This is a genomic window from Urbifossiella limnaea (assembly GCF_007747215.1).
GTDB classification, from domain to species: domain Bacteria; phylum Planctomycetota; class Planctomycetia; order Gemmatales; family Gemmataceae; genus Urbifossiella; species Urbifossiella limnaea.
In genome coordinates this window covers 5291327-5308142 of sequence record NZ_CP036273.1, presented here as the reverse complement: position 1 = coordinate 5308142, position 16816 = coordinate 5291327, and the positions used below count along the sequence as shown (strand labels likewise).

Annotated in this window: 11 protein-coding genes; 8 read left to right on the top strand and 3 right to left on the bottom strand. The window is 71.7% G+C overall.

The features are described from left to right. The first annotated feature begins 75 nt into the window (after positions 1-75). Genes ETAA1_RS21605 through ETAA1_RS21595 form a run of 3 tightly spaced genes read left to right on the top strand, consistent with a single transcriptional unit; the run spans position 76 to position 5416 of the window. Positions 76-3051 (top strand): PSD1 and planctomycete cytochrome C domain-containing protein, encoded by a 2976-nt coding sequence (locus ETAA1_RS21605; protein ID WP_145242164.1) that lies wholly within the window; start codon positions 76-78, stop codon positions 3049-3051. Beyond that, entirely contained in the window at positions 3048-4487 is a 1440-nt protein-coding gene (locus ETAA1_RS21600; RefSeq protein ID WP_145242162.1) for a DUF1501 domain-containing protein, read from the top strand. The genes ETAA1_RS21605 and ETAA1_RS21600 overlap by 4 nt, the downstream gene beginning before the upstream one ends. Beyond that, positions 4484-5416, top strand: a complete 933-nt coding sequence (locus ETAA1_RS21595) for an amidohydrolase family protein (RefSeq protein WP_202920316.1) — start codon at positions 4484-4486, stop codon at positions 5414-5416. The genes ETAA1_RS21600 and ETAA1_RS21595 overlap by 4 nt, the downstream gene beginning before the upstream one ends. On the opposite strand, the gene ETAA1_RS21590 is transcribed toward ETAA1_RS21595, so the two are convergent. The 3 genes from ETAA1_RS21590 to ETAA1_RS21580 all read right to left on the bottom strand — a co-directional run bounded on the left by ETAA1_RS21590 (position 5413) and on the right by ETAA1_RS21580 (position 10567). Continuing rightward, positions 5413-6915: a PPC domain-containing protein gene (locus tag ETAA1_RS21590; protein WP_202920315.1), complete on the bottom strand. Its 1503-nt coding sequence runs from the start codon at positions 6913-6915 to the stop codon at positions 5413-5415. The genes ETAA1_RS21595 and ETAA1_RS21590 overlap by 4 nt on opposite strands. A gap of 134 nt (positions 6916-7049) precedes the next feature. Beyond that, the gene (locus tag ETAA1_RS21585; RefSeq protein ID WP_145242156.1) at positions 7050-8369 is read right to left on the bottom strand and encodes a DUF1501 domain-containing protein; all 1320 of its coding nucleotides are present in this window, start codon (positions 8367-8369) and stop codon (positions 7050-7052) included. 26 nt (positions 8370-8395) lie between these two features. Continuing rightward, a complete protein-coding gene (locus ETAA1_RS21580) occupies positions 8396-10567 on the bottom strand; it encodes a DUF1549 and DUF1553 domain-containing protein (RefSeq protein WP_145242154.1) in 2172 nt (723 codons plus the stop codon). A 133-nt stretch (positions 10568-10700) separates the two neighbouring features. Here ETAA1_RS21580 and ETAA1_RS21575 point away from each other — a divergent pair, with 133 nt between their 5' ends. From ETAA1_RS21575 to ETAA1_RS21555, 5 genes are read left to right on the top strand one after another with little or no spacing between them, the layout of a single operon-like run. Beyond that, positions 10701-10985 (top strand): YgaP-like transmembrane domain, encoded by a 285-nt coding sequence (locus ETAA1_RS21575; protein WP_145242152.1) that lies wholly within the window; start codon positions 10701-10703, stop codon positions 10983-10985. A gap of 36 nt (positions 10986-11021) precedes the next feature. Further along, the gene (locus tag ETAA1_RS21570; protein ID WP_145242151.1) at positions 11022-12410 is read left to right on the top strand and encodes a DUF1501 domain-containing protein; all 1389 of its coding nucleotides are present in this window, start codon (positions 11022-11024) and stop codon (positions 12408-12410) included. Next, positions 12410-13330 (top strand): aldo/keto reductase, encoded by a 921-nt coding sequence (locus ETAA1_RS21565; RefSeq protein WP_145242149.1) that lies wholly within the window; start codon positions 12410-12412, stop codon positions 13328-13330. The genes ETAA1_RS21570 and ETAA1_RS21565 overlap by 1 nt, the downstream gene beginning before the upstream one ends. 37 nt (positions 13331-13367) lie before the next feature. Next, positions 13368-14462: a tRNA 2-thiouridine(34) synthase MnmA gene (gene mnmA / locus ETAA1_RS21560; protein ID WP_145242147.1), complete on the top strand. Its 1095-nt coding sequence runs from the start codon at positions 13368-13370 to the stop codon at positions 14460-14462. A 44-nt stretch (positions 14463-14506) separates the two neighbouring features. Continuing rightward, on the top strand, positions 14507-16786 hold the full coding sequence (locus tag ETAA1_RS21555; protein WP_145242145.1) for a type 1 glutamine amidotransferase family protein: 2280 nt from the start codon (positions 14507-14509) through the stop codon (positions 16784-16786). The last annotated feature ends 30 nt before the right edge of the window (positions 16787-16816 follow it).

The following is a 16816-nucleotide window of genomic DNA, read 5'->3' as shown; positions in this document are numbered from 1 at the left end:
CCATCCCGCAGGACAACGGAATTCGCCACGGCCGGCGGCCGCGATAAAATGCCCTCTCCTCCCCGGAGCCTGCCGATGCCGCGGTCCGCGCTGGCGCTCGCCGCCGCCCTTCTTGCCGCCACGCCGGCCGCGGCGCAAGAGCCCGACTTCAACCGCGACGTGCGGCCGATCCTCGCCGGGAAGTGCTTCAAGTGCCACGGGCCGGACGACAAGAGCCGCAAGGCCGATCTGCGGCTCGACGACCGCGCCGCCGCCTTGGAGGCACTCCGCCCGGGTAACGCGGACGCCAGCGAAGTCGTGAAACGGATCCACTCCGCGGACCCCACCGAGGTGATGCCGCCGCCGGCGGTGAAGAACGCGCTTACGGCCCGCGAGAAGGACATCCTGAAGCGCTGGATCGCGGCCGGCGCCCGCTACGACCCGCACTGGGCGTTCACTCCGGTCCGCCGGCCGCCGGTGCCGCCGGCTCCTGCCGGGGCGGTGGTCCGCAACCCGATCGACAACTTCGTGCTCGCCGCTCTCGCCGTTCGCGGCCTCACGCCGTCCGCGGAAGCCGACCGGCCGACGCTCGCCCGCCGCGTGTTCCTCGACCTGATCGGCCTGCCGCCGACGCCCGAGGAGGTCGGTGCGTTCGTGAACGACGCCGCCCCCGACGCCTACGAGCGGATGGTGGACCGGCTGCTGGCGTCGCCGCAGTACGGCGAGCGCTGGGCGCGCCGCTGGCTCGACCTGGCCCGCTACGCCGACACCAACGGCTACGAGAAGGACCGCGCCCGCTCGATCTGGCTCTACCGCGACTACGTGGTCCGGGCGATGAACGCCGACGTGCCGTTCGACCGCTTCACGATCGAGCAGCTGGCCGGCGACCTGCTGCCGAACCCGACGCAGGACCAGTTGATCGCCACCGGCTTCCACCGCAACACGATGCTGAACGAGGAGGGCGGCATCGACCCGCTGGAGTTCCGCTACCACGCCATGACCGACCGCGTGGCCGTGACCGGTATGGTGTGGTTCGGTCTCACGGTCGGCTGTGCCCAGTGCCACACGCACAAGTTCGACCCGATCTCGCACACCGAGTACTACCGCCTCTTCGCGTTCCTGAACAACGCGGACGAGCCCATGCTGGACGTCTTCACGCCCGAACAAGAGCAGCAGCGCGACCGGCTGCGGGCAAAGATCGGCGGGCTGGAAGCCGCCCTGCCGGACCGCGTGCCCGTGGCCGTGCGCGAGAAGCAGTTCGCCGCGTGGCTCGCCGCCGAACGGCCGAAGGCCAGGAAGTGGACCGTGCTGCGGCCGACCGCGCTCGACGCCGGCCCGCACACCAAGCTGACCGTTCAGCCCGACGGCTCGATCCTGGCCACCGGCGACCCCCAAAAGCGCGACGTGTACGCGGCGACGCTTCCCGCGCTCCCGGCCGGCGTGACGGCGGTGCGAATCGAGGCGCTGCCGCACGACAGCCTTCCGGCGCGCGGCCCCGGTCGGGCGTTCTACGAGGGGCCGTTCGGAGACTTTCTGCTCAGCGAGTTCGTGCTCACCGCCGGGGGGCAGCGGGTGACGTTCGCCGGCACCAGCGAGTCGTTCGCCGCGATGGCGAAGGGGGCCAACCCCACGACCGCGGCGCAGGCGATCGACGGGCAGCAGCAGTCCGGCTGGGCGGCGACCGGCCGGGAGGGGACCGCGAGCCAGGCCGTGTTCGTTCCCGCCGCGGCACTGCCGGCGTCGGCCGCGACGCTGGAACTCGCTTTCGAGCGCCACTACTCGGCGAGCCTGGGCCGGTTCCGACTCGCGGTGACGACGGCGCCCGGCGGAGCGAAGGCGAGCACACTCCCGGCCGAGGTCGAGGAGTTGCTGACGCTTCCCGACGATCGCCTGACAGCCGACCAGCGCCGAACACTCCTGGCCGCGTGGGCGAAGGCGGCCCCCGAACTCAAGGCGGCGCGCGACGAGATCGACGCGGCCCGTAAGCAACTGCCGAAGCCGACGACGACGCTCGTGTTCCGCGAGCGGCCCGCCGACTTCCCGCGCGAGACGCACCGCCACCACCGCGGCGAGTTTCTTCAGCCGAAGGAACCGGTCACCCCCGGCGGTCTCGCAGTGTTACCCCCCGTGCCTGCTGCCGCGCCGCAGAACCGGCTCACGCTCGCCCGCTGGCTCGTCTCGCCCGACAACCCGCTGACCGCCCGCGTAACGGTGAACCGCCAGTGGCAGGCGTTGTTCGGCCGCGGCATCGTCCGCACCGTGGACGACTTCGGCTACCAGGGCGACGCCCCCTCGCACCCGGCGCTGCTGGACTGGCTCGCTGCGGAATTCGCCGGCCCCGGCGGCTGGTCTATGAAGAAGCTGCACCGCCTCATCGTCACGAGCGCGACCTACCGGCAGGCGTCGCGCGCGGCCCCCGAGCAGCGGTCGAAGGACACTGAGAATGTGTGGCTGAGCCGCGGCCCGCGCGTGCGGTTGGAGGCCGAGCAGATTCGCGATTCACTCCTGCGGGCGAGCGGGCTCCTCTCCGCGAAGATGGGCGGCCCCGGTGTGTTCCCGCCGCAACCGGCAGGGGTGGCGACCGAGGGGTCGTACAACGGCCAGCCGTGGACGCCGAGCCCGGGCGAGGACCGCTACCGCCGCGGGTTGTACACGTTCACGAAGCGCACCGCCCCGTTCGCCATGTCGGCGACGTTCGACGGGCCGAGCGGCGAGGCGTGCCAGGCCCGCCGCGAGGTGTCGAACACGCCGCTTCAGGCGCTCACGATGCTGAACGACCAGGTGCTGACGGAGGCCGCCCAGGCGCTCGGCCGACGGGCGCTCGCGCACCCCGGGGACGCGTCGGCGAAGGCCGCGCACCTGTTCCGCATTGCGCTGGCGCGGACGCCGCAGGCGGAGGACCTGGCGGTACTGGTGCGCTTCCACGCGGCGCAGCGCGAGCGATTCGCCGCGGACGCTGCCCGCGCCACGGCCGCGGCCGGGCCGGGCGACGGGCCGGCGGTGGAGCGAGCGGCGTGGGCCGCGGTCGCGCGGGCGGTGTTCAACCTGGACGAGTTCGTGAACAAGGAGTGACCGTGACGGACCTCCCCGTTCCCCGCCGGTACTTCTTCCGCGACTGCGGCTACGGCGTCGGCAAGGCCGCGCTCGCGTCGCTGCTCGCGGGCTCGGCGCGCGCCCAGAATCCGGGAGGTGACGCCCCCGACTCACCGACCCTGATGGCGCCGAGGCGGCCACACTTCCCGGCGAAGGCGAAGGCCGTTATCCACCTGTTCATGGCCGGGGCGCCGAGCCAACTCGACCTGTTCGACCACAAGCCGGCGCTGGCGAAGCTCGAAGGGAAGCCACTGCCGCCGGAGGTGATCCGCGGCCAGCGCTACGCCTTCATCCGCCCCGACGCTGCGGTACTCGGGCCCCGATTTCGCTTCGCGCGGCACGGGAACAGCGGCGCCGAACTGTCCGAGATGCTGCCGCGCCTGGCGACGGTTGTGGACGACATCGCGATCCTGAAGGCCGTCCACACTGACCAGTTCAACCACGCCCCGGCGCAGATCTTCTTCAACACCGGCTTCTCGCAACCGGGTCGGCCGAGCATCGGGTCGTGGGCGCTGTACGGCCTCGGCAGCGAGACGCGCGACCTGCCGGCGTTCGTGGTCATGAGCACCGGCGGCGGCATCAGCGGCGGGCCGGCGTGCTGGTCGAGCGGATTCCTCCCGACCACGTACACCGGCGTGCGCTTTCGCAACGGCGGCGACCCGATCCTGAACCTGTCGCTGCCGCCGGGCGTGGACGCCCGGCAGCAGCGCGACACGCTCGACCTCGTGACCGAGCTGAATCGTCGCCGGCAGGGTGCGGTCGGCGACCCCGAGATCGCAACCCGCACGGCCGCCTACGAGATGGCGTTCCGCCTGCAGACCGCCGCCCCGGAGTTGACCGATCTGAGCCGCGAGAGCAAGGAAACGCTGGAGCTGTACGGGGCCGAACCGGCCAAGCCGAGCTTCGCGCGGGCGTGCCTCCTCGCGCGGCGGATGGTGGAGCGTGGCGTCCGCTACATCACGATTTACCACGAGGGCTGGGACGGACACTCGGACGTGGCCGGGAACCTGCGGACGAACTGCGGCGCCACCGACCGCGGCAGCGCCGCCCTGGTCGCCGACCTCAAGCGGCGCGGGCTGCTCGACAGCACGCTGGTGGTGTGGGGCGGCGAGTTCGGGCGGACGCCGATGGTGGAGTCGAACCCGACGCTCGGCCGCAGCCTCGGCCGCGACCACCACCCGCAGGCGTACACGATCTGGATGGCCGGCGGCGGCGTGAAGCGCGGCGTCACCTTCGGTAGCACCGACGAACTCGGCTTCCACCCGGCCGAAAACGCCGTCCACGTCCACGACGTGCAGGCCACGATGCTCCACTGCCTCGGCCTCGACCACGAGCGACTGACGGTCCGCCACGCCGGCCGCGACTTCCGCCTCACCGACGTCCACGGCCGCGTCGTGAAGGAGATTCTCGCGTGACCGTTACCCGCCGCGAGGCTCTGGCCGCTGGTGTCACCGCGCTGCCACTCGGCGCCGCGGCCGGGCAGCCGGCCGCCGAGGTGATCGACACTCACACCCACTTCTACGACCCGACGCGGCCCGGCGGCGTGCCGTGGCCGGCGAAGGACGACCGCGTGTTGTACCGCCCGGTGCTGCCGGCCGAGTACCGCCGGCTGGCGGCGCCGCTCGGCGTCACCGGCACCGTGGTCGTGGAGGCGAGCCCGCGCGTCGAGGACACCGACTGGCTGCTCGGGCTGGCGAAGGACGACCCGTTCCTGCTCGGCGTCGTCGGCCGGTTGTTCCCACAGGATCGCGAGTTTACCCGCAACCTCACCCGGCTCGCGGCCGACCCGAAGTTCGTCGGCATCCGCGTGACCGCGGACGAGGTGCGGGCCTGTCGGGCCGACCGCGACCAGTTCGATCGCCTCAAGGCGCTCGCCGACGCCGGCCGAACACTCGACGTGAACGGCGACCACGCGGCGTTCACCGAGGCGGGGTGGCTGGCGGGACGGCTTCCCTCGCTGCGGATCGTCGTGAACCACCTCGGGAACCCGCATATCGACGGTCGTGACCCGCCGGCGGAGTGGCTCGGCGCGCTGAAGGCCGCGGCCGCGGCGAAGACCGTGTGGTGCAAGCTGTCGGCGCTCGCCGACTCGACGCGCCGCCGCGAGCAACGGGCGCCGACCGAGGCGGCGTTCTACCGCCCGGTGCTCGACGCCGCGTGGGCCGCGTTCGGCGCCGACCGGCTGGTGTTCGGCACCAACTGGCCGGTGAGCGACCACTACGCCCCGCTCGCGCGGGTGGTATCGCTCGCGACCGAGTTCGTGAAAGGGAAGGGCGACGCGGCGTACCGCAAGGTGATGGCCGCGAACGCCCGCGAGGCGTACCGGCTGCCGCGGCGCGGCTAGCGCTTCTTCTTCGGCGGCGGCGGTGACACCGGGGTGTCGCTGACCGTCACCCACAGGTCCGCGGTCGGCTCGTCGAACTCGCCGTTCGGGGCACGGGCCGGTCGCGACAGCGCCGGCTCACCCGCCACCCGCCCGACCAGCCGGAGCGCCCCGCTCACCCCCGCCTTGCCGGCGGACAGCGACACGACGACGGCGTTCGGGTCCGCCTTCCCCGCCGGGGCCTTCGTCGCCAGCGTCACGCCCTCGGGCAGCCCCTCGGCCACGACCTCGACCGGCTTCGAGAAGCCGTTCCGCCGCGCGACCTTCACTGTGACATCGACGGACTTCCCGGGCGGCACCGCGATCCGGTCGGCGGGGACGCTCAGGTCGTAGTCCGGTTCGGGGGCGGCCACCTTCAGGAGGAACACGCCCCGCCGCCCGGCCGCGCCGTACAGGTCGGACACGGCCACGCGGTACTCGCCGTCGGCGGGCGGCGTGAACGTCAGCGCGGTGTCACTGTGCAGCTTTCCGGGTTCGGCGCGGGCCAGTTGTTTGCCGTCCGGGCCGAGCACGCGGACGACCGGGTTCACGTCGAGCCCGACCGCCCGGCTCTCGGCGCGGACCGCCAGCGGTTGACCCTTCCGGCCGGCAACCGTGGTCTCGAACGGGGCACCGGCGGATTCGACTTTCCCGGTCACCGTTCCGGACTCGCGGCGGACGCGGATCGTGTTGCCGAGCAGCGGGTGAAACAGGTCCACCGGCCCGGGCTCGCCCTTCGGGACGGTCAATCGCCGCGCCGCGTCCGGCACATTCCAGCCCGTCACCTCGACGATGCCGCCGTCCGGAGCAACTGCCAACGGCGTGGCGAATTCGGCGAACCCGCCGGTGGTGATCGTCAGCCGGTACACGCAGGCATCGGAGCCGAACAGGCGGATGCTCGAATCCGGCGTCGCCGGGAAGGCGAACAGTCGGACGACGTAGGTGCCCGCGGCGGGAGCCGTGAAGGTCAACTGCGAATCCATGCCGCGGCGGTCGTTGTTCTGGTCCACGACGAAACCGCCGGGCGAGACGACCTGCAACACGCCGTCCATCGGCGACTTCAGGGTGTCGTTCGCGGCGACGGACGCCACGAGCGTCTGGCCCTGCTTCAGCGCCACGGCGAAACTATCCACGTCCCCGGCCTTCGCGAGCCGGCCGTTGACCACGACTCCAGGTGCGTCGATCACCTTCGCCTGTGCGGTTTCGTCGTTCGGTTCCGACTCGACGATCTCGGGCAGCGTGCCGACGACGAACGGGCGCAGCGGGCTGGCGCCGTCGGCGTTGTGGGCGCGGAGCCAGTACACCCCCGGCGCGGCGTCGGCCGCGACGGCGACCGTGAACTTGCCCTTGTCTTTCGCCGGGGTGACGGTCAGGCCCGGCCGGCTGACCCAGACCTTCGCCGGCCACGGGTCGAACGTGCCGGAGGCGGTCACCTCGACGGTGCCGCCGCGCGGGCCGCCCGCGGGGAAGAGGTAGGTCAACGCCGGAGGGGCCGCGACGGCAGTAGACGGGTTGGCCGCAAAAAGGCACAGAAGACACAAAATGAAGACAGAACGCAGGGTCGTATTCGTCTTCATTTTTGTGTCTTCTGTGCCTTTTTGCGGCCAGCCTCGCTTCACATCAGCTCGCGGATCGGCGTCGGGTCGCTGACCAGGTGCGCCGGCCGGCCGTTCGGGCCGTACAGCACCTTGCCGGGGTCGATACCGAGCTTCGCGTACACCGTCGAAACGAAGTTCTCCGGCGACAACACCCGTTCGACCGCGGCGAACCCGCGCGTGTCCGTGGCGCCGATCACGCGGCCGCCGGGCGTGCGGCCGCCGGCGAACAGGATGCTCATGGCGTTCGACCAGTGGTCGCGGCCGGCGTCCTTGTTGATCTGCGGCGTGCGGCCGAACTCGCCGAGCGCGATTACCAGCGTGTCGTCGAGCATGCCACGCTGCGACAGGTCCTCGATCACCGCCGCCACGCTGTTGTCCCACGCCGGCAGCCGGCCCTTCAGCGTCTCGAACAGCTTCGTGTGGTGGTCCCACCCGCCGTCATACACGGTCACGAACGGCACCCCCGCTTCGACCAGCCGGCGGGCCAGGAGGAGGCGCTGGCCGAGCGGGTTGCGGCCGTACCGCTCGCGGGTGCGCTCCGGCTCGCGGCCGATGTCGAACGCGGCCTGCGCGGGCGCCGAGGTCATCAGGTCGTGGGCCTGCACGTAGTGCTCGTCCAGCGCCACGGCCGGGTCGGCGGCCGCGCGGTCGGTGTCTCGGCGGAACGTGTCCACCTCGCGGCGGATGTCGGTGCGGGTGGCGAATCTGTCGTCGGTGAGGCCGGCCGGCAGTGCCACGTCGCGGACACGGAAAGCGGGCGAGCCGGGGTTGCCGTCCACCACGAACGGGGCGTACTTGGCGCCGAGGAAGTTCGGCCCGCCGGACCGGCTCATGGTCGGCATCGAGAAGTACGGCGGCAGCCCGGCGGGTGCCCCCTTCTCGGCGGCGACGACCGAGCCCATGCTCGGGTGGAAGCTGACGAACGCCCCGCACCCGACCGGGATGCGCGGCGGCGCCCCGGTCATCATGTAGTGGTTGCCCGCACCGTGGTTCCCCTGGTCGTGCCGGACCGAGCGGATCATCGCGTACTTGCCGAGGAGCCCGGCGAGCTGCTTCATGTGCTCGGAGTAGCGGACGCCGGGCACGGCCGTGGCGACGGTGCCGAACTCGCCACGGAATTCGGCGGGGGCGTTCGGCTTGGGGTCGAACATCTCGTAGTGCGTGGGGCCGCCGTCCATCCAGACCAGTATGCACGCCTTCGCGTTGCCCGGGAGGGCGCCCGGGCCGCTCGCCTTGGCGCGGAGGGCGGACGCGAGCCCGCCGCCGAGCAGGGCGCCGAGCCCGAGTTGGAGGCAGTCGCGGCGGGAAACGCCGGCGCAGTTCGTGTGGGCGGGCATACCGACGACTCCGTGGTGGGTCGTGATCAGTCGTTGAATACAAACTCGGGCGTGTTCAGCAGCGCCCACATCAGGTCTTCCGTCGCTTGCCGGCGGCTAGCGCCGGGGCGCTCGAAGCGGCGCACGGCCGCGGCCTTCTCAGCGTCTGTCGGCAACCGGGAGTAGGCGAGCAGGTACAGCTCCTCGACGATTGCTGACAACGGCTTGTCACTCGTGGCCAGCTTCGCCGCTCGACCGCTGTCCGCCGTCACCTTCCGGTGGAGGTTCGGGCTGTTCATCAGGTGGAGCGCCTGCACCACGGTCGTGTCGCTCGTCCGTTCGCACGGCGGGTCCTGGTTCGGGTCGGGGCGGCCGAAGCTGTCCAGGAACTCGTTCGGGGTCCGTGCCGTCCACACCTCCACGGCCCGGCTCCCCGGCGGCATCGCGGCGAACGCCTCCGGCACGCCCGTCACGTCGCTCGCCATGTCCAGCAGCACCTCGGCCCGTAGCCGCTGGCGGTAGTGGCGCGAGTAGTTCCGCAGGTCCGCGGCATTGCGGTCGTTCGGAGCGGTACTCAGCCCGTACACGTGACTCGTCGTGATCGTGCGGATCAGCTTCTTCAGGTCGTAGCCGTTGCGGCGGAAGTCGGCGGCCAGGGCGTCGAGCAACTCGGGGTTCGACGGCGGGTTCGTGGCGCGGAGGTCGTCCACCGGGTCCACGATGCCGCGGCCCATCAGGTCGGCCCACACCCGGTTGACGATCACCTTCGCGAAGAACGGGTTGTCCGGCGCCGTCGCCCAGGCGGCCAGCACGTCGCGCGGGTCTTGATCCGGCGGGATGTCCAGCGCCTTGCCGAGCAGCGGCGTCGGCGTCATGGTGCGGCCGGTGAGCGGGTGCTTCACCGCGCCCGCGGGCGCGGCGAAGACCGTTTCCTCGCCGCCGGAGATGGGGGCGGAGATGCCGACGCCCTTGCGGCCGATGCGGGCGAAGAACGACGCGAAGCTATAAAAATCGTCCTGGCTCCACACCTCGAACGGGTGGTGGTGGCACTTCGCGCAGTCGAGCCGGACGCCGAGGAAGATTTGCCCGACGAGCGTTGTCAGCTCGGCCGGGTCGCGGCGGTCACGGTACATCACCACGGCGCCGTTCGTGAACGTGCTCCCCTTCGCGGCGATGAGTTCGCGGGCGAACCGGTCGTACGGCATGTTCTCGCGGAACGCCCGCCGCAGCCACTGGTCGAGGTTGTAAGTCGCCTTGATGCCGACGTGGTACGGGTTCGGCCGCAGCAGGTCGGTCCACTTGTTCGCCCAGAAGTCGGCGTACTCCGCCCGCTGCAACAGCCGTTCAATCAGCTTCTCGCGCTTGTCGGCGGCGGTGTCGGCGAGGAAGGCGCGCGTCTCGTCCGGGGTCGGCAGCCGGCCGATCACGTCGAGGAAGGCGCGGCGGTGGAACGTGGCTTCGCCGGCCGGGTTGGACGGCGTCAGACCCAGCTGACGGAGCTTCGCCCAGACGTGGCCGTCGATGAAGTTCCGCCGCGGCAGCCGGTCGTACGCCTCGGCCGGCACGGCGCCGGGCAGCGGGATTACGATTGGCGCAACAGCGAAACGTTCCATGAACCGCGCCATGATCGCGGCTTCGCCGGGGATCGGCCCGGCGGTGACGAGGCCGCTCGGGTCCACGGCGGCGTACACGCTCTCGCTGGAGGAGAACTGCGCCAGTCGGGTTACGTCGGTGGTGCGGCCGTCGGACCAGTGCGCGGTCACCGACAGCGGCACCTTCGCGCCGAACGTCAGCTGCTTCGTCGGCGGCGTGACGCTGATGCGGACGAGCTTGGGCGCGTCGGCGGGCGTGCGCGGCGCGCCGGCAGCGATCCACGTCAACAGCGTGCGGTACTCGGGGCCGTCGGGGGGCAATTTCTTGCCGCCGCCGTGGGGCACAATTCCGGTCCCCTTCGTGAGCAGCAGGCTGTTCTGCGGGCTGGCCGGAAAGACTCGACGCCCGCGGGCTTCGGCGGTCAGCGCCGCGTAATCCGCGTCGTGGTCGAAGGCGAGGAGCGACAGCTGGAAGCCGTTCTGCCCGCGGGCCTTGCCGTGGCACGCGCCCTGGTTGCAGCCGTAGCGCGTCAGCACGGGCTGCACGTCCGTCTCGAACGTGGGCGGGCCGGCGGCCGCGGGGCCGGCGAGAACGAGGGCGCAGAGGGCGGACAGTCGGAACGGCATAAGGCGGGACCGCGGGAGGCGGTGGGGTAGGCACCTTCAGAATAGCCCGATCGGGCCGGTGACGCCAGAGAGTTCGCCCCACGGCACCCGAGTTGCGTCCACCGTCGTCGGCTTTTCCATTGGAGGACGCGTCATGGCGGAAGGAACGATCGGCACCGTGAACTACCCGATGACCCGGCAGGGCGTCCGCGACCTGGACCACCCGGTCCGCCCCAGTACGGGCGGCGGCGTGAACGTCGGCCCCGCGGAGCGTGCCGCGTCTGCGTTGGGCGGCGCGCTGCTCGCCGGCCTCGGGATCGGGAAGGGCGGAGCGACCGGGCTGGCGATGGCGGCGGTCGGCGCCGCACTCGCGTACCGTGGTTACAGCGGTCACTGCTCGGCGTACTCGGCGCTCGGCGTCGACACGAACCACGGCTAGCTGGCACCGGCGCGGCGGCGCGGGTAGACTAAACTCATGCCGACCGCACGCTTCTTCAACCCCGCCGTCCGCCGCCGCGAGTTCCTCCGCGCCGGCGGGCTCAGCCTGTTCGGCCTCGGCCTCCCCGACTACCTCCGCGCCGCCGACAAGCCCAGCCCGCGCCGCGGCCGGGCGAAGTCGTGCATCGTCCTGTTCATGTGGGGCGGCCCCGCACAGCAGGACACCTGGGACCCGAAACCGGACGCCCCGGACGTGTACCGCGGCGAGTTCGGCACCATCCCGACCGCCGTCCCCGGCTTGCGCGTCTGCGAACACCTGCCCGAGCTGGCGAAGCGCGCCGACAAGCTGTGCCTCATCCGGTCGATGACCCACCCGGACGTAAACCACCTGACCGCCACGCACCACCTGCTCACCGGCCGGGCCGCCCCCGCCGGGCCGATCGCGGACGACTGGCCGAACTACGGCGCGGTGCTGGCGAAGCTCGGCCGCGGGGCGGGGGCGCTGCCGCCCTACGTATCCATGATGCCGGTCGTGCCCGACGGCGCGCCGCGGTTCGTGGAAGAAAGTCACGGCCAGGGCGCCGGCCTGCTCGGCCCCGTGTACAACCCGATGCGGATCGACGCCGACGCCAGCTCGCCCGACTACAAGGTCGGCGAACTGACCCTGTCCGCGGGGCTCGACGCCGACCGCGTCGGCGGCAGGCGGGGGCTCCTCGACTCGCTCGACCGGCAGGTGCAGCGCATGGCCGCGGCCGAACTCGACGCCGCGGAGGCGAACCGCCGGCGTGCCTTCGAGCTGATCGCCAGCCCGGCGGCGCGGGCGGCGTTCGACCTGACCCGCGAGCCGATGGCGGTCCGCGAACGCTACGGCATGAACCGCCACGGTCAGAGCGTGTTGCAGGCCCGCCGGCTCATCGAAGCCGGGGTGCCGCTCGTCACCGTGTTCTGGCCGAACGACGGCATCACAAACGTGAGCGTCTACTGGGACACGCACAGCCGCAACTTCATCGACCTGAAGACGCGGCTGTGCCCGGTCACCGACCGCGCCTTCTCGGCGCTGCTCGACGACCTGTCGGCCCGCGGCATGCTCGACGAGACGCTTGTAGTGTGGACCGGCGAAATGGGTCGCACGCCGAAGGTGGGTCAGTCCGTGCCCGGCGGCGCCGGGGCCGGCCGTGACGGTCGCGACCACTGGGGCCGGGTGTTCACGACGGTGCTGGCCGGCGGCGGCGTGAAGGGCGGGGCCGTGTACGGCGCCAGCGACAAGTATGCGGCCGAGCCGGCAAACCTGCCGACGACCCCGGCCGACCTCGCCGCGACGGTGTACCACAGCCTCGGCGTGGACCCGCGGACCGAGATTCACGACCGCCTCGGCCGCCCGCTGACGCTCTGCGACGGCGAGGTGATCCGCGGGATCCTCAGCTAATGTTCACCCCCCGCCGCCCGCTCGGCCGCACCGGGTTCGTTGCCACGCAACTCGGCGTCGGCGACCTCGCCGACCGCAGCGTCCCCTTCGACACCTGCGTCGCCACCGCCCGCCGCGCTCTCGACGCCGGCCTGAACGTGATCGACACCGCCCCCAATTACGAGGACGGCTACTCCGAGGAGATCGTCGGCGCCGCCGTGCGCGGGCGGCGCGACGGCGTGTTCGTGATCGACAAGATCGACCACCACGACGCGCCCGTCGGCCTGCAAATCGAAGGCTCGCTGTCCCGCCTCGGGCTCGGTCACGTCGATCTGCTCGTGTTCCACGACCTGTCCGACCCCGCGACCTTCGACCGCCTCTGCCACCCCGGTGGCGGCTTCGACCAGCTCGCGGACGCGGTCCGCGCCGGCACCACGCGATACCGCGGCATCAGCTCGCACAACCCGGACGTGCTTCAGAAGGCGCTCGAAGCGGGAGTGTGCGACGTGGTGATGTTCCCGCTCGGACCGTTCGTGGACGACCGCTACGTTACCGACGTGCTGCCGCGGGCGAAGGCGGCCGGAGTGGGTACGGTGTGCTTCAAGACGTTCGGCGGCGGCAAACTGCTCGGCGACACGACCGGCTACAACCAGCCGCTGACGGTCCGCCCGCGCGGCAAGGTGTCGAGCGGCGGCGCCGACGACGGTGCTGCCGTGCTGCCGCGGCTGACGGTCGAGGAGTGCCTGCACTACACGCTGACGCTCGACCCCGACGTGACGCTGCTCGGCCTCAGCTACCCGAACGAGCAAGACGCCGCGTTCGCCGCCGCGCGGTCGTTCCGCCCGCTTGGTGACGCGGAGATGGCCGACGTGCGTCGTCGTGCTGCCGAGGCCCGCCGCGACAAGGGGCCGTGCTGGTGGAACCCGGACCCGCTCGCCTGACCCGGCCGTAGAATGGCCTTCCGAAGGAGGCCCGCGGATGCCCCGGGTGGTGCTGGCGATGAGCGGCGGGGTGGACAGCTCCGCGTCGGCCGTGCTGCTGAAGCGGCAGGGCTTCGACGTGGTCGGACTGTTCATGCGCACCGGCGTCGACCACCCCGGCGACCACTCCGCCGGCCGGCCCGACCACAAGAAGGGCTGCTGCTCCGCGGTCGACGCCACCGACGCCCGCCGCGTCGCCGACCGGCTCGACATCCCGTTCCACGCCCTCGACTTCGAGGCCGAGTTCGGCCGCGTCATCGACTACTTCGCCGCCGAGTACGCCCGCGGCCGCACGCCCAACCCGTGCGTCGTCTGCAACACCTGGCTGAAGTTCGGCCAGCTGTGGACGTTCGCCCAGGGGCTCGGCGCCGACTTCATCGCCACCGGCCACTACGCCCAAATCGTCAGCGGGCCGGACGGCCCCGAGCTTCACCGCGGCGCCGACCCGGAGAAGGACCAGAGCTACGTCCTGCACGGCATCCGCCGCGAGGTGCTGCCCCACCTGCTGTTCCCCGTCGGCGACCGGCAGAAGCGCGACATCCGCGAGCTGGCCCGGGAGGCGGGGCTCGGCGCGATGGCCGACAAGCCGGACAGCGTGGAAATCTGCTTCGTCCCCGGCGGGGACCACACCGAGGTGGTGCGCCGCCGCCGGCCCGAGGTGGCGAAGGCCGGCGTGGTGCGCGAGCGCGACGGCACGGTGCTCGGCGAGCACGACGGCATCGACCGCTTCACCGTCGGCCAGCGGAAGGGGCTCGGCATCGGCGGCGGGCGGAAGCGGTTCGTGCTGGAACTGCTGCCGGACACGAACGAGGTCGTTGTCGGCGACCCGGAGGAGCTGCTGAGTGAGGGGCTGGTCGCGTCCGGGATGAACTGGCTGACCGCGGTCCCGGCGGACGAACTGAGCTGCGCCGCGAAGATTCGTTACCGCCACGCCGCGGTGCCGGCGACGGTGTCGGCGACGGCCGACGGTGGGGCAGTGGTGCGGTTCGCGGAGCCGCAGCCGGCGGTGACGCCGGGGCAGGCGGTGGCAGTCTACGACGGCCCGCGGCTGCTCGGCGGCGGGTGGATCGACCGGGCGCTGCGGGGCGAGTAGACTGCCCGGGTTCCGCCGCTCGCGGCGAAGCCCGGAGCCCGTGCATGACCTCTCCCACCCGCCGCGATTTCCTCGCCACCTCCGCCGCGGTCCCACTCGCCGACCTGCCCGTCGCCCCGCCGCCGCGGCCCGCGGGGCCGCTGCCGTTCGAGCCCGTCCGCATCCCGGCGTGGGTCGAGGAGACCATCGGCGCCGGCTACACCCTCTCCGGCATGGACACCGCCGCGCGGACGGAAGCCGCCCGCCAAGGCGTCACGCTCAGCGAGGTGAACTTCGTCGATCCGTTCTTCGCGTACTACGACAGCAAGCTCCTCCGCCGCCGCAGCCCGCACGTCCCGCCCGGCCGGCTCGAAGCCGACCTCGCCGAGTACAAGCGGCTCGGCGTCCGCGTCCTGGGCGTCTACCCGCCGACGCTCCAGGGCGAGGTCTACGAGCTGCACCCCGACTGGCGCCGCGTCAGCACCGACACCACCGACATCCCGACGATCGACCTGAAGAAGTACCCCCACGGCGGGATGCTGTGCCCGCTCGGCCCCTACGGCGACTTCTTCGTCGACGTGCTCGCCGAGATCGTGACGCGCTTCCCGGACGTGGCGGCGTTCAGCTTCGACGGCCTCCACCACGGCGGCGGGTGCTACTGCCGCCACTGCCGCGAGAACTACCGGCGTGACAGTGGGGCAGCGATCCCCAAAGCAGACCTCAGCGACGCCGCGTTCCGCCGCTACCAGAAGTGGGCGGATTCCCGGTTGGAGTCGCTCGTCGAGCGGATGCAGCGGCGCCTCAAGGGCATCAACCCCGACATCGCCCTCGTAACGTGGACGACGAACGCCGGCCGGTTCGGGCACTTCCTGAGCGTGCCGCGGAACATGCCGGCCCGGTTGAACCTCCTGTTCGACGCCCCGGACCAGGAACTGTGGCTGGACGAGACGAACCGCGGCAACACCATCGTGCCGGCGTTCGGCGTCGCGTATGCCTGGGCGGTGACGAACCACCGCGTGGCGTTCAGCGAGCCGTACCTGATGAGCCACGGCAACCCCTACGGCAAGGACTCGTTCCCGGCCCACGAGATCGAACGGCGCATGTTGCTGTGCGTCGCCCACGGTTGCCGGCCGAGCATCGCCGTGGCCCAGCCGAAGCGGCTGCAAGCGGGCTTGTACCAGGCGATGGACGCGGTGCAGAAGCGGAAGCCGTGGCTGACGCGGACGCGGCCGGAGAAGTGGGCAGCTCTGCTGATGAGCGACGACACGAAGACCTTCTACGGCCGCAGCGCCGGCCGCGTCGAGGAGCGCTACCTGGCGAACGTGTTCGGCACGTTCCGGGCGTGCGTCGAGGAGCACCTGCCGACGGCGGTGGTCAACGACTGGAACCTGTCGGGCGAGGGGCTGGCCGGGTACGCGGTGCTGGTCCTGCCGAACGCCGCCTGCCTGGACGACCGGCAGGCCGACGCCGTGCGGCAGTACGTGGCCAACGGCGGCGGGCTGGTGGCGAGTCTCGACGCGTCGCTGTTCGACGGTCACGGCGACCCGCGGCCGAACTTCGCCCTCGCGGATGTGTTCGGCTGCGACTACCGCGGCATCCCCGAGCAGCCCGGCGCGCTACCTGGCGCGAAAGAGGAACTGGACGAGAACTTCGCCCGCGCCCTGCCGCCGGACTACTGGGAGAAGCGGCGTGGCGTGTTCGACTCGAAGCTCGTCGCCGGCTCGTTCCTCGACCGCGGCAAGCTCGCCGAATACGTCGGCACCGACCCGGTGACGTTCAAGGGGCCGGCCGTGCGGGTGCGGCCGCGGCCCGGGGCGGAAGTGGTCGCCACGTTCGGCGCGAAGGGCACACCAGGCGCGTCGCCGGCCGTCGTCGTAAACCGCTTCGGCCGCGGCCGGGTGGTGTACCTCGCGGCCGGGTTCGACGCGGCGTACTACCTCTACCCGTACCCGTACCAGCGGCTCGTCGTCGCCGACGCGATTCGGTGGGCGGCGGGCGGCGTGCCGCAGCCGGTGACGGTGCAGGCCCCGATGTGCGTCCACGCCACGACAGTACGTCAGCGAACCGTGGCCGGTGAACGGCTCGTCGTGCATCTGTTCAACGACCTGAATAGTACAGCTGGTCACGCGCACCCGACCGACGACGTGCCGTTGCGCGAGGAGGCAATACCGGTCGCCGGGATTCGTGTCGGCTTCCCGTTACCCAATTCCGTCCGGTCTGTGACGTGGGAGCCCGGGGGCCGCGCTTTGGAAATGGGGCACGACGGCGGTCTCGCCTGGGTGACGGTGCCGCGGCTTGACGTTCACGGAATGGTGGTAGCGGAACTCGGGCCGCCCGGCGGATGAGAACGCGACTTCCTGATTGTGTCAGTAGTG